Genomic DNA, 12428 nt, shown 5'->3' on the forward strand with positions numbered 1-12428 from the left:
CACCCCGCGAGCGCGGGCAGGAACCGCCACCCCGCAGCGCATCCGGCACCCCACCGCCGCCGGCAAGCGCCCCGCACACGTACGCTCACCCCACACCCCGACCCCCCAGGACCCGTGAACCTCCTCCCCGCACTCGCCGCGCACGCCGAGGCCACCGCCCACCCCACCGAGACGACCTGCGCGTGCGGCCCCACCACCACCCTCGCCGACCGCGAGGACGCCACCGTCGTCCGCCACGCCGGCACCGTCGCCAAGGCCCACGCCCCCGGCACCGACCCCACCGAACTGAGCCTGCGCCTCACGACGGCGGCCCGCCTCCCCGAGGTCCTCCTGGCCCCGCTCACCTCCACCGTCACCCCCCTGCACGACCGCCTGGTCACCCTCTGGCCCCACGGCGCCCCCGTGGACCCGGACGACCCGGACGCGGCCCCCTGGGAGGCCGTCGGCACGCTCCTCGCCCGGCTCCACAGGGCGGCCCCGCCCACCGCCCTGCCTCCCATGCGCGGCCCCGCCAAGGCGGCCCGTGCCATCGCCCGGCTCCACGCGGCCCTGAGCGACACCCCGCACACAGCCGCGCCGGCAGCCGCGAGCCGAACCGAACCCGCCCCCACCCTGGCCCCCGACCCTGCCATCACGCCCGATCCCGCCACCGCCCCCGACCTAGCCCCCCGAGCCGCCCCCGCGGTCCTGCGCGCCTGGGCCGCACTCCCGCCCTGGGCCCGCGCGGAAGCCGCGATGCCCGGACCCGCGTACCTGTGCCACGGCGACCTGCACCTCGGCCAGCTCGTCCGGCACCCCGCCCCGCACGGCCCCTGGCGGCTGATCGACGTGGACGACCTCGGCGTGGGCGTCCCGGCCTGGGACCTCGCCCGCCCCGCGGCCTGGTACGCCTGCGGGCTCCTCCCGCCCGGCGAATGGACCCGCTTCCTGACCGCGTACCAGCGGACCGGCGGCCCGGCCGTGCCCTCGGACGGCGACCCCTGGGCCGCCCTGGACGTCCCGGCCCGCGCGCTCACCGTGCAGACGGCGGCCCTGGCGATCACCAAGGCGGTGGCCGCGCGCCGCCCGCTGGACGTGGTGGAGCAGGCCCTGGTCGACGCCTGTGCCCGAATGGTCACGGTCCCCCGTCAGTTGACCGGCGGACATCCGGACTAGGCTGCAACCGCCCGGGGCCGGACGGAGTCTGTCCTGGGGAAACGAGAAGCAGGACCGACCGGCAGGGAGTTGAGCCGACCATGCAGTGTCCGAAGTGCCATGCGCCGATGCAGACCTACAACCGCAACGGCGTCCAGATCGAGCAGTGCAGCGGCTGCCGCGGCATCTTCCTCGACTACGGCGAGCTGGAGGCGCTCACCCGCCTGGAGAGCCAGTGGTCCCAGCCCGCCCCGCCGCCCCCCGCGGCTCCGCAGGCCTACCCGGCTCCGCCCGCGCCCGCCTGGGGCGCCCAGCACGGCGGCCACCAGGGCGGCCACGGCCACTACGGTCACCACCGCCACAAGAGCTTCGGCCACATGCTGTTCTCCAGCTGACCCGGAGACACGGAGAAGCCCCCGGCCGTACGAGACGGCCGGGGGCTTCCCGGTGCGTGGACGATACTGGGATTGAACCAGTGACCTCTTCCGTGTCAGGGAAGCGCTCTCCCGCTGAGCTAATCGTCCGCGGGCTGTAACCCTCGGGTCACAGTCGGTGCGCGATACTGGGATTGAACCAGTGACCTCTTCCGTGTCAGGGAAGCGCTCTCCCGCTGAGCTAATCGCGCGGGTACGGATCTCGCTGAAGATCCTCGGACCTTCGAAGAAGATCCAGTGGACGATACTGGGATTGAACCAGTGACCTCTTCCGTGTCAGGGAAGCGCTCTCCCGCTGAGCTAATCGTCCTTGGAGGTGGAGACGGGATTTGAACCCGTGTAGACGGCTTTGCAGGCCGTTGCCTCGCCTCTCGGCCACTCCACCAGGAGTGTAGGGGATCGGGATGAACCCTACTTCCTTCGAGCGGACGACGAGGCTCGAACTCGCGACCTCAACCTTGGCAAGGTTGCGCTCTACCAACTGAGCTACGTCCGCCTGTCGTTTCGGTCCGCTTGCGCGTCCCGGCGACGTGTTGAACTCTAGCGGATTCCCGGGCCAGTACAAAAACGCGTTTGCGCAGCGTGCTGCGCTGCACCCGACCGGCCGGATGGTCCGGCCCCCCGGCGGGACATCCCCGGGCCACCTGTGCGACACCCGACCTAGACTCGACCACGTGCTCCACCACCCTTCCGGCCCCCCTTCCCGGCTGTCTCCCCTGGCCCGCTTCGGTGACCGTGTCGCCACCGGCCTCCTCGACGTCACCAGTGATCCGGCCGCCCTGGACTCCACCGGCTTCTGGGCCGTCTGCGCGGACTTCGAGGGCGGACTGACCTGCGCCCGCTTCGCGGAGGTCAGGGAGGAGCCGGTGCCGGCGCCCGCTCCGGGCGGCTGGCGGGGCCCGGCGGTGGGGGAGTGGACCTCCTCCCTGGACCGCGCCGCGTACACGGCCGCCGTGCGCCGGATACGCGAGCACATCGCCGCCGGCGAGGTCTACCAGGCCAATCTCTGCCGGGTCCTCAGCGCGCCGGTCGCGCCCGGCGCGGACGTGGACGCCCTGACCGCGCTCCTGGCCCGCGGCAACCCGGCGCCCTACGGCGGAACGATTCGCCTGCCAGGGCACGGCGTGGAGATCGCCACCGCCTCACCCGAACTGTTCCTGCGCCGGGACGGCCGGATCGTGGAGTCGGGTCCCATCAAGGGCACCGGGCGCACCGAGGCGGACCTCCTGGAGAAGGACTACGCCGAGAACGTGATGATCGTGGACCTGGTCCGCAACGACATCGGCCGCGTCTGCGCGACCGGCACCGTGACGGTCCCCGACCTGTGCGCCGTGGAGAAGCACCCCGGCCTGGTCCACCTGGTGTCCACGGTCCGCGGCGAGCTGACCGCCGGGGCCGGGTGGCCCGAACTGCTCGCCGCCGCCTTCCCGCCGGGCTCGGTGACCGGCGCGCCGAAGTCGAGCGCCCTGAGGATCATCGACGCCCTGGAGACGGCCCCGCGCGGCCCGTACTGCGGCGGCGTCGGCTGGGTGGACGCCGACCGGGGCACCGGTGAGCTGGCGGTGGGCATCCGCACCTTCTGGATCGACCGCGCCGAAGGCGTCCTGCGCTTCGGCACCGGGGCCGGCATCACCTGGGGGTCCGACCCCGAGGGCGAGTGGCGGGAGACCGAACTCAAGGCGTCCCGGCTGCTCGCGGTAGCGTCGGGGTGGTACGACGAGAGTGGAAGGGCGTTCGCATGAGGATCTGGCTTGACGGCGGGCTGCGGGACCTGGACTCCGCCCGTGTCTCCGTCTTCGACCACGGGCTGACGGTCGGCGACGGCATCTTCGAGACGGTGAAGGCCCTCGACGGCAGGACCTTCGCGCTCACCCGGCATCTCGACCGGCTGACCCGCTCGGCCCGCGGCCTCGGCCTGCCCGACCCCGACCACGACGAGGTCCGCGAGGCCTGCGCGGCCGTGCTCGAGGCCAACCCGATGCCGCTCGGCCGGCTGCGGATCACCTACACCGGCGGCCACGGCCCGCTCGGCTCCGACCGCGGCGAGCACGGTCCGACCCTGGTCGTCGCCGTGGGCGAGACGGCCCGCCGCCCGGACTCCACCTCGGTGATCACCGTCCCGTGGACCCGCAACGAGCGCGGCGCCCTGACCGGCCTGAAGACCACCTCGTACGCGGAGAACGTCGTGGCGCTCGCCCGCGCCCACCAACACGGCGCGTCCGAGGCGCTGTTCGGCAACACGGTCGGACAGCTCTGCGAGGGCACCGGCTCGAACGTCTTCGTCGTCCTGGACGGCGAGATCCACACCCCGCCGGTCGCCTCCGGCTGCCTCCCCGGCATCACCCGCGCCCTGGTGGCCGAGTGGACGGGCGCCAAGGAGACCGACCTGCCGCTGGACGTGCTCCAGCGGGCCGACGAGGTGTTCCTGACCTCCACCCTGCGCGACGTGCAGGCGGTGCACCGGGTCGACGACCGGGAACCGGCCGGCGCCCCGGGCCCGGTGACCGCCAAGGCGATGCGGATCTTCGACGAGCGGGCCGGCGACGACCTGGATCCCTGACAGCGCCGAAATCGCTGCTGACCCGGGGCCGCGAAGCGGGTAGAACACCCGTGATGACGACGACCCTGCGGCCGGCCGAGCCGCTTCAGCGCCATGCCGACGGAACGCGCTCACGCCGCTACCAGGTGTGCGTGAACAGCCGCCCCGTCGGCGAGATCCACCTCGGCACCTCGGCGTCGCTCGGCGACTCGGTGGCCAGGATCCTCGACCTGCGGATAGCCGAGCCGGACCGGCGGCGCGGGCGGGCGACGGTGGCCGCGCTCGCCGCCGAGGAGGTGGCGCGCGGATGGGGGTGCACGCGCATCGGGGCCGCGGTGCCGGCCGGGGCCGAGGGGGCGCTGCGCCTGACGCGGACCCTCGGCTACACCCTCACCAACTGCGGCATGCGCAAACACCTGGGCGGCACGCCGCCCGCACTGCCGCCGGGGAGCCGTCCCCGCCCCATGAGCCCGGCCGAGTTCGACGACTGGCGGACCCGCGAGGCCGCACGCTACGCCCGTACATGGATCGAACGGGGCCTGCCCGAGGACGCGGCGCGGGCCAAGGCGCACCAGGATCACGCGAGGCTGCTGCCGGACGGCCGCGCGACCGGCGGCATGGTTCTCACCGTCCTGGAACACGAGGGGAACCCGGTGGGCACGCTGTGGCTGGCGCTGCGGGACGGTGAGGCGTTCGTCTACGACGTCGAGACGGCCACGGACCACCGCGGCCGCGGCCACGGCCGTTCGCTCATGCTGCTTGCCGAGCGCCAGGCGCTGGAAGCGGGGCGTCCCCTCCTCGGGCTCAACGTGTTCGCGGGGAACACGCCGGCCGAGCGGCTGTACGCCTCACTCGGCTACGAGACGGACAGCTTCAGCTTCCTCAAGACCCTGCTGTAGGCCGACGGCTCATGCCTGCCCGGCCAGCAGCCGGTCGGCGATCTCCTCGATCCGCTCGCGCAGACCCTCCTGGGTCTTGCCGCCGTCGAGGCGCTCGCCGCCGATGACGTACGTCGGGGTGCCGGTCACACCGATGGCCTTGCCCTCGGCCTGGTCGGCGTCGACGATCAGGATGTGCCGCCCGTCGATCAGAGCGGTGTCGAACTCCTCGGCGTCCAGGCCGAGTTCACGGGCCACCTCGACCAGGAGCGGTTCGCCCGCACGGTCCAGCTCCGCCACCCGCTCCAGCACGGCCTCCACGTACGGCCAGCCCTTGCCCTGCTCCAGCGCCTCCTCGGCGGCCTGGGCGGCGGCGAAGGCGTGCTTGTGCTTCTCCAGCGGGAAGTGCCGCAGGCGCAACTCCAGCCGGTCGCCGTAGCGGGCGCGCAGGGCACGGACGTCGTCCAGGGCGGTACGGCAGTCGGGGCACTGCAGTTCGCACCAGACGTCGAGAACGAGGGCGTCGGCGCGTTCGGGGGAGGAGTCGCTCATGCGCACCAGTCTTCCAGGCCCGGCGCGGGCGACCCAATCGGGACGCCGCCGCGCACCCGGGCCGGCACTCCAGGAGGAGGGGCGACCCGGAGATGTCCCTGATGTCCGCCGGGAGCATGGCATCACGCGGACCTGGCGGTGCAGGATGGAAGGGACGGAGCGCACCTGCCACGTACCTCGTGCGCCCAGCCGCCCCGCTTTCCACCGCCCGAGCCCGCCAGGAGGACCGGATGATTGCCGAGACCGTCTGTTCCGCCGTGTCCGTGGCGGGCCTGGGCATCGCGGTGGTCACGGCCTACCGCCGACGTTTCCTGGCGGCCGCCCGTGTCGCGGCCTACTCGCTCGTGCCCATCGGCCTGGTCATGACGGGGATCGTCGGCTGGCTCGCCGACACCGCCTTCAGCCCCACCGCCTGGGCGGGCTTCGGGGTGCTCGGCGCGGCCTGGCTGCTGTTCGCGGGCACCCGTGCCGTGGAGCGCCGACGCGGTGGCGGCGACTCCGGTGCCGGCACCGGACGCGGAGCCGCCAGGCGCGCGGGGCGCGAGGCGGTGGCGCCCGCGGCCTCGGCGCCCTCCCTGGGCCAGGCAGGACGTGCCGCGGCCCGGCCGTCCGCGGCGCCCCGGGCCTCCGAGCCGGCCGAGGACTTCAGCGACATCGAGGCCATCCTCAAGAAGCACGGCATATGACAGTCACACGAGTCACTGAAACGACACAGTGAGTCCCGGGGCGTCCGGAAACGATCACCAGCCGAACGAGAGATCACGGCAATCGGCGCAGTCCGCAAGATCCCCGAGTGTTGATCGCGTGCGGGGTGCCGCGTAGGTCATCATCGGCCGCGAGATGCTGGACACGACACAGAGCGAGGCCGCGCCGCCGAAGGACGAGCCGCGCGGATGCCTCTTCGCCCTCTCCCAGCCACCGCTGATGATCTTCCTTGCGGTGATCGGGTGTCTGATCCTCATGGCTGCGCTGCACGACCTGCTGTTGCTGTGAGCCGTACACGTCCGTCCCGGCGCCACCCGCCGGGACCGACGTCGCCGCGGACGTGTCAGCCAGTCGCTTCCTTGCGCCGCGCCCGGTACGCGGCGACGTGGAGCCGGTTGCCGCAGGTGCGGCTGTCGCAGTATCGGCGCGAACGGTTGCGGGACAGATCCACGAAGGCGCGTCGGCAGTCCGGTGCCTCGCACCGCCGCAGCCGTTCCTGCTCCCCGGCGACCACGAAGAAGGCGAGCGCCATTCCGCAGTCGGCGGCGAGGTGGTCGGCCACCGAGGCGCCGGGCGCGAAGTAGTGCACGTGCCAGTCGTAGCCGTCGTGGTCCGTCAGGCGCGGAGTGGTGCCCGCGGCGGCGACCAGTTCGTTGATCAGACCGGCGGCGGCCCGGGCGTCCGGTGCCGCGAAGATCCCCGCGAACTTGGCACGGACCTTGCGCACCGCCGAGAGGTCGAACTCGGACAGCACTCCGACGTCGCTCATTTTGTGGCTTCGCACGAAATCGGCGAGAGCCGGCACATCCAGCAGTCCGTCCACCGCCGCTTCGTCCTCCGGCGCGGAGTTCACCAGATCCACCACGGTGTCGAGGGCGCACCGGGTGTCGTGGGTGATCAGCACGTTTCGCTCCCTGGCCTGGGGTCGGGCGGGCGCCCGCCGATGCTGGCCGATGGTAGCGCCGCCGACGCCGCACCGGGCCGTCGCAGCCGCAGGCCGACGTCCCGCCCGGCTGCGGCCGGTCATCACCCTCGCGGATCCGACGCCGCCCCGCGAACACGCACGGTGACGGCGCCGGTCCGGCCGTATGCGGTTGTCTTGGCCCGAGCCGTCTCCCCGAGTGGACGGCACCGGGCTGCTTGTGGGGGCCGCGGCCTAGCTCTCCGCCAGGATGTGCGAGAGCTCTTGATCGAGATCGAAATGCCGGTGCTCCGTGCCGGGCGGCACGGCGGCGTCGGTTCGCTTCAGGAAGGACTCGAGGGCCCGCGCCGGGGCCTCCAGCAGGGCCTCCCCCTCGGGGGAGCTGAGGGCGATGCACACGACGCCCTGACCATGGCTGCGGGACGGCCAGACGCGGACGTCGCCGGTTCCGGTGGGCCGATGAAGCCCCTCGGCGAGGAGGTCACGGGCGAACACCCACTCGACGGTCTCCTCGGCTCCGGTGTGGAAGGTGGCGTGCACGGCGTAGGGGTCGGCCGTGTCGTACCGCAGGCCTGCGGGGACAGGCAGGGAGGACTCGCTCGACACAACGAGGCGCAGGTGCAGCTCGCAGCTGACCGTGGTGTTCATAAGCGCCAGGGCCTTTCGCTCAGTGTGCGCTCGGGGATTCGCACGTCGGCGAAATCGACATGCCACCTACGGTGCCGTTGTAAACCCCTCTGAGGGTTTTGCGTGTGTTTACGTAACTCTTCCGGCCGAGAACTCGTACCAGATCTACGTCCATTCCGGTGACAGGATTCACTCCGGTAGGGTTTGTCTGTATGAATACGGGGAGTGACCAGCAGGGCGATGTCGTCGCGGCGGCGGACGAGGTGAGGGTGGAAGGACCAGTGGGCGAGGACGGGGCCGGGCGCGGCCTCGGCTCCCGCGCGCCCGAATTCGTCAAGGCCCGCCGGGCCCTGCACCTGAGCTGGCAGGTCGGCGTCTTCGTGGTGGGTCTGGCGGTCGTCGCCGCCGGCATCGTCATGCTGCCACTGCCCGGACCCGGCTGGGTGGTGATCTTCGGCGGCATGGCGATCTGGGCGACCGAGTTCGTCTGGGCGCAGCTGGTGCTCCGCTGGACCAAACGCAAGGTCACCGAGGCGGCCCAACGGGCCCTCGACCCGAAGGTGCGCCGGCGCAACATCGTCCTCACCGTGCTCGGACTGGTGATCATCGGTGCGGTGGCCGGGGTCTACCTGTGGAAGTTCGGCCTCGTCATGCCATGGAAGATCAAGGATCAGTGACGCGCGACCGGAGTCCGGCCGCCCGGCGTCCGGGCTCCTGGTCACAGGCACCCCCTGACATGGGGTAATGTTCTTCCTGCGTCCGGGCGATTAGCTCAGTGGGAGAGCGCTTCGTTCACACCGAAGAGGTCACTGGTTCGAACCCAGTATCGCCCACCCGGACCGACGGCCCACCTGCGAGAAGCAGGTGGGCCGTCGGCGTGTCCGGCGCCTTCGCGCAGCGGGGCGAAGAGATCAACCGGACGATCGTGCCTTTCGGGAGAAGCGCCCGAAGCTCAAGGTCAAGACCGGCTCCGAGACCTATCGGCCGTACAGACGGAAGTTCCGACCCCGGGTGGCCGGCGGTAATTCCCCGGAGATTTTCCAAAACGCCGTCACATTCCGCCGGAAGTACGGAAGGCGGGGGAATTCCCGTAGGCCTCGGGTCCCGCGCACGGGCGGGAAATCTGAGCCCCGGTCAGAGGATGGGGGGAGCGCCGTCGCACGGGCGGCGGCGCTCGTCCCCGAAGTGTGGCCCGGGCCGCGGCCGGAACGCATGAGTACGCGTACTCAGATATATGCGGCACCTGTGCACGCACCGGCCCGGCCGGGCAGACTCCGGCCATGGACTGGAACCACTACCGCTTCCGCACCCTGTGGTCCGTGCCCGCGGCGCCGGCCGCCGTCTTCGCCGCGCTGGAGCGGCCCGAGACCTACCCGGGATGGTGGCCGCAGGTGCGCGCGGTGACCCGCCTCGACGGCGCGACCGGCGTCCTCACCATCCGTTCCGTCCTGCCCTACGACATCACCTTCGTCGCCCGCGAGACGCGCCGCGACCCGGCCGCCGGAGTTCTGGAGGCCACCTTGTCCGGAGACATCGAGGGCTCGGCGTGCTGGACGGTCACCCCCGGCGGCGCGGGAACCCTCGCCCGGTACGACCAGGACGTCGACGTGACGAAGCCCCTCCTCAGACGGCTGGCCGTACCGGGACGGCCGGTCTTCCGCGCCAACCACCGGCTGATGATGGCCGCCGGACGGCGGGGACTGGTGCGCCGCCTCCGAGCGGTTTGAACGAACCGCGCTCAGACCTGTATTGTTCAGTGCGTTCCCGGGCGATTAGCTCAGTGGGAGAGCGCTTCGTTCACACCGAAGAGGTCACTGGTTCGAACCCAGTATCGCCCACCGGGAAAGGCCGGTCCGCAGCAGCGGACCGGCCTTCTTCATGCCGCCCGTGGTCAGGCCGCCGCGGGAAGCTCCGGCCGCAGGGGCCAGTCCGTGCTGACGATCTCCTCCGAGCCGCTGCGCGCGAACCACGCCTGGAGACCACGCGCTTGCGCCGCGTGCCAGTCGGTCTGCAGGGTGTGCAGCTCGGCGGGGGAGAGGCGCTCCAGGCGGGCCGCGAAGCGGCGGCCCACGGCGCGTACGACCTCCAGCGCGGCCAGCGCGTCGGCCGCCGCGTCGTGCGCGTCCTGGAGCGTCACGCCGTAGTGCCCGCACAGGTCGGTCAGCGTGCGCCGGCCCTTGCGGTAGCGGTCCAGTTGCTTGTCCAGCACCCGCGGATCCAGCACCCGCAGCGGCCGCGCCTCGAACCAGCGGTCCAGCGCGGACGCCCGGTGCCGGCGCAGCTCGCGGTCCAGCAGCGTCAGGTCGAACGGCGCGTTCATCACCACCAGCGGCCGGCCCATCGCCGCGTGCTCCGCGAGCTGCTCGGCTATCTCGTACATCACCGGCGCCGGCCAGCGGCCGTTGCGCTGCAGGTGCTCCTCCGTCAGCCCGTGCACCGCCGTCGCCGCCCCGGGCACCGGCACGCCCGGATTCACCAGCCACCGGGTGACCCGGGGCCTGGTGCCCGGCGCGTCCTGGACGACGACGGCGGCCGACACGATCCGGTCGGTCTCGACGTCCACGCCCGTCGTCTCCGTGTCGAAAGCGGCCAGCGGCCCCTCGTACCAGGTCGTCATCACGCCCCAACTCCTCGCTCGCCCACGGCAGGTGACGTTCCGTCTTCTGCCCGTTTGGTGATACCCGGGCCGTTTGCGCGATACGCCGGGAGGAGACAACAGGAATACGGGTCTTTGCAGTTCAGCGACCCGGAACGGGGAAACCCCTGGCTTGGAAGGCTGTTGGTCATGGCCATTGCGCAGCCCGAGCGGCGCGGGCTGCTGCCCGACCGGACGGGCCACCTCCGCGGCTCGCTCGCCACCACCGCCTGCATGGAGACACTGCAGGTCGGCTATCTGCACGCGGTCGCCGCCGCGGCCGGCTGCTCGCTCTCCCAGCCCTTCCCGGACAACGGCATCGACTGGCACGTCAGCCACAGCGCGCCCGGACACACCGTCGACGACGAGGTCACCATCAAGGTGCAGCTGAAGTGCACCTACCAGATCGCGCCCAACCCCCCGGGCCGAACCTTCTCCTTCACGCTCGACAACGACCACCTGCGCAAACTGGCCCGCACCCCCGTCTCGGTGCACAAGATCCTGGTCGTCATGCTCGTGCCGCGCTCACCGGACGACTGGCTGCGCGCCGGCCACGACCGGCTGGACCTCCGGCACTGCTGCTACTGGGTCAACCTCGCCGGCCACCCCCTCACCGGCCGGCACCGGACCACCGTGCGGATACCGACCTCGCGCATCTTCGACGACCGGGCGCTCTGCGAGATCATGACGCGGGTCGGGACGGGAGGCAGACCATGACAGAGCGCCCCCACGAGGAGCCGGTGCGGCAGGTCAGGCCCCACCCCGCCGGCACACCCTGGGACCGGCCCCCGCGGCCCGCCGACGTCGACCCCGCCGTACTCGGCGCCCTGCTGCACCGGCACGGCTGGCAGCGGCGCGGCGGAGCGGCGGGCCGCTACGGCCGCTGGACCCCGCCGGGACCGGGCGGCGGCGGGACCAGCCTGCTCGTGCCCGTGAGCCGCGCCTTCCCGGACAGCGACGACCTGCTCGGCGACGCCCTCGGCGCCCTCGCCCGCAGCGACAGCCCCGCCGCGCGCGAGGTGCTGATCTCCCTCACCCTGCCCAGCGACGAGATCCGCTGGTGGCGGGACACGCCCAGCGGGCCGGCGGGAGCCGCGCCCTGGCCGGCCGACGAGCAACTGCGCGACGCCGCACGGCGGATGCTGCTCGCCGCCGCGCTCGCCACACGCGCGCGTGCCGGTTACCACGGCGCCCGCCACCGCGGCCCCGCCACCGCTCTGCTGCGGGACGTCCTCGTCGGCCCCGCCGCCGAAGGCCGCCCCCTCACCGCCTTCGCTCCCGTGCCGGGCGGCCGGCCGCTCGCCGTCCGCCTCCACCAGGCCCTGCACGCCGCCCGAGAGGCCATCGACTACCGGCGGGCCACCGGCGGCATGGACGCCTTCGACGGCGCCGTCGGGGCCGGCGTCAGCCGCGAGCTGACCGAGGCCCTCACCGCCCTCGTGCGCGGCACCGAGGGCGCCCGCGTCGCCGTCGCCTGGGCTCCCGCGGCAGGTGTCCCCGAGGGATGCGCCGCCTCGGCCGAACCCGTCGAGTTCTCCCCCGGCGACCTGCCCGCCCTGCGCGAGGCCTCCGCCCGCTACCTGCGCGCGGAACCCTCCGTGCCGGTCCGCGTCACCGGCGCCGTCGTCCGCATGCGCCGCTCCGGCCCCGGCGGCGAGGGCACCGTGCGCCTGCGGGTCCTCGCCGGCGCCGAGGTCCCGCACCTGAGGGTCACCCTCGGCGAGGAGGACTACCGCATCGCCGGCCACGCCCACCTCGTCGGGCTCCCGGTGCGCGTGCACGGCCGGCTGGAGCGCCGGGGCGGCTTCCGCCGGCTCACCGGGGCCTCCGGGGTGGTCCCCGTGCAGGTCGACGAGGGGGAGCGGGACCGGCTGCTGAAGTCCCTCCAGGAGGACCTCGACTACTTCGAGGAGGCCTGCGGGGAGGCGTACCGGGACGGGGACCGAAAGTAACCGTTTCGCGGTCGGCGCCGTCGGGTCGGTACGATCGCCTGTGCGCGCGC

Annotated in this window: 15 protein-coding genes and 7 tRNA genes; 13 read left to right on the forward strand and 9 right to left on the reverse strand. The window is 72.7% G+C overall.

Translation table 11 applies throughout. From position 1 onward, the window contains the following. The first annotated feature begins 114 nt into the window (after positions 1-114). Both IE177_RS14415 and IE177_RS14420 read left to right on the forward strand, forming a co-directional pair. Positions 115-1155, forward strand: coding sequence for a phosphotransferase (locus IE177_RS14415; RefSeq protein WP_190015719.1), 1041 nt, complete (start codon positions 115-117; stop codon positions 1153-1155). An 80-nt stretch (positions 1156-1235) separates the two neighbouring features. Next, positions 1236-1529, forward strand: a complete 294-nt coding sequence (locus tag IE177_RS14420; protein ID WP_190015720.1) for a TFIIB-type zinc ribbon-containing protein — start codon at positions 1236-1238, stop codon at positions 1527-1529. A gap of 57 nt (positions 1530-1586) precedes the next feature. Here the strand turns inward: IE177_RS14420 and IE177_RS14425 are convergent. The 5 genes from IE177_RS14425 to IE177_RS14445 all read right to left on the reverse strand — a co-directional run bounded on the left by IE177_RS14425 (position 1587) and on the right by IE177_RS14445 (position 2064). After that, positions 1587-1658 (reverse strand) — tRNA-Val (locus IE177_RS14425). 29 nt (positions 1659-1687) lie between these two features. After that, a tRNA-Val gene (locus IE177_RS14430) sits at positions 1688-1759 on the reverse strand. 47 nt (positions 1760-1806) lie between these two features. Beyond that, positions 1807-1878 (reverse strand) — tRNA-Val (locus IE177_RS14435). 1 nt (position 1879) lies between these two features. Further along, positions 1880-1953: transfer RNA gene (locus IE177_RS14440), tRNA-Cys, on the reverse strand. Between the two features lie 38 nt (positions 1954-1991). Continuing rightward, positions 1992-2064 (reverse strand) — tRNA-Gly (locus tag IE177_RS14445). Positions 2065-2242: 178 nt separating this feature from the next. On the opposite strand from IE177_RS14445, the gene IE177_RS14450 reads away from it, so the two are divergent. Genes IE177_RS14450 through IE177_RS14460 form a run of 3 tightly spaced genes read left to right on the forward strand, consistent with a single transcriptional unit; the run spans position 2243 to position 5006 of the window. Further along, positions 2243-3310: a chorismate-binding protein gene (locus tag IE177_RS14450; RefSeq protein WP_190015721.1), complete on the forward strand. Its 1068-nt coding sequence runs from the start codon at positions 2243-2245 to the stop codon at positions 3308-3310. After that, positions 3307-4128 carry an aminotransferase class IV gene (locus tag IE177_RS14455; RefSeq protein WP_190015722.1) on the forward strand — a complete coding sequence of 274 codons (822 nt, stop codon included), beginning with the start codon at positions 3307-3309 and terminating at the stop codon, positions 4126-4128. The genes IE177_RS14450 and IE177_RS14455 overlap by 4 nt, the downstream gene beginning before the upstream one ends. A gap of 53 nt (positions 4129-4181) precedes the next feature. Further along, complete coding sequence (locus tag IE177_RS14460; protein WP_190015723.1) at positions 4182-5006, forward strand: GNAT family N-acetyltransferase; 825 nt, start codon at positions 4182-4184, stop codon at positions 5004-5006. A gap of 9 nt (positions 5007-5015) precedes the next feature. Here the strand turns inward: IE177_RS14460 and IE177_RS14465 are convergent, their stop codons facing one another. Next, positions 5016-5537, reverse strand: coding sequence for a DsbA family protein (locus tag IE177_RS14465; protein ID WP_190015724.1), 522 nt, complete (start codon positions 5535-5537; stop codon positions 5016-5018). A 230-nt stretch (positions 5538-5767) separates the two neighbouring features. On the opposite strand from IE177_RS14465, the gene IE177_RS14470 reads away from it, so the two are divergent. Together IE177_RS14470 and IE177_RS14475 are read left to right on the forward strand one after the other, a co-directional pair. Continuing rightward, the gene (locus IE177_RS14470) at positions 5768-6223 is read left to right on the forward strand and encodes a hypothetical protein (RefSeq protein WP_190015725.1); all 456 of its coding nucleotides are present in this window, start codon (positions 5768-5770) and stop codon (positions 6221-6223) included. Between the two features lie 154 nt (positions 6224-6377). After that, positions 6378-6530 carry a hypothetical protein gene (locus tag IE177_RS14475; RefSeq protein ID WP_164932512.1) on the forward strand — a complete coding sequence of 51 codons (153 nt, stop codon included), beginning with the start codon at positions 6378-6380 and terminating at the stop codon, positions 6528-6530. 55 nt (positions 6531-6585) lie between these two features. Here IE177_RS14475 and IE177_RS14480 read toward each other — a convergent pair whose 3' ends face one another. After that, entirely contained in the window at positions 6586-7146 is a 561-nt protein-coding gene (locus IE177_RS14480; protein ID WP_190015726.1) for a CGNR zinc finger domain-containing protein, read from the reverse strand. A 252-nt stretch (positions 7147-7398) separates the two neighbouring features. Beyond that, complete coding sequence (locus IE177_RS14485; protein ID WP_004002642.1) at positions 7399-7812, reverse strand: SsgA family sporulation/cell division regulator; 414 nt, start codon at positions 7810-7812, stop codon at positions 7399-7401. A 191-nt stretch (positions 7813-8003) separates the two neighbouring features. On the opposite strand from IE177_RS14485, the gene IE177_RS14490 reads away from it, so the two are divergent. The 4 genes from IE177_RS14490 (at position 8004) to IE177_RS14505 (ending at position 9629) form a co-directional block, all read left to right on the forward strand. Beyond that, positions 8004-8468: a TIGR02611 family protein gene (locus IE177_RS14490; RefSeq protein ID WP_190015727.1), complete on the forward strand. Its 465-nt coding sequence runs from the start codon at positions 8004-8006 to the stop codon at positions 8466-8468. A gap of 84 nt (positions 8469-8552) precedes the next feature. Beyond that, positions 8553-8624: transfer RNA gene (locus IE177_RS14495), tRNA-Val, on the forward strand. A gap of 447 nt (positions 8625-9071) precedes the next feature. Further along, entirely contained in the window at positions 9072-9518 is a 447-nt protein-coding gene (locus tag IE177_RS14500; RefSeq protein ID WP_190015728.1) for an SRPBCC family protein, read from the forward strand. Positions 9519-9557: 39 nt separating this feature from the next. Next, a tRNA-Val gene (locus IE177_RS14505) sits at positions 9558-9629 on the forward strand. A 53-nt stretch (positions 9630-9682) separates the two neighbouring features. Here IE177_RS14505 and IE177_RS14510 read toward each other — a convergent pair. After that, positions 9683-10408, reverse strand: coding sequence for a 3'-5' exonuclease (locus IE177_RS14510; protein WP_190015729.1), 726 nt, complete (start codon positions 10406-10408; stop codon positions 9683-9685). 168 nt (positions 10409-10576) lie between these two features. On the opposite strand from IE177_RS14510, the gene IE177_RS14515 reads away from it, so the two are divergent. Both IE177_RS14515 and IE177_RS14520 read left to right on the forward strand, forming a co-directional pair. Continuing rightward, complete coding sequence (locus IE177_RS14515; protein WP_190015730.1) at positions 10577-11143, forward strand: DUF4365 domain-containing protein; 567 nt, start codon at positions 10577-10579, stop codon at positions 11141-11143. Beyond that, positions 11140-12378, forward strand: coding sequence for a hypothetical protein (locus IE177_RS14520; RefSeq protein ID WP_190015731.1), 1239 nt, complete (start codon positions 11140-11142; stop codon positions 12376-12378). The genes IE177_RS14515 and IE177_RS14520 overlap by 4 nt, the downstream gene beginning before the upstream one ends. Positions 12379-12428: the final 50 nt, after the last annotated feature.

It is taken from the genome of Streptomyces lucensis JCM 4490 (assembly GCF_014650035.1).
GTDB classification, from domain to species: Bacteria; Actinomycetota; Actinomycetes; order Streptomycetales; family Streptomycetaceae; genus Streptomyces; species Streptomyces lucensis.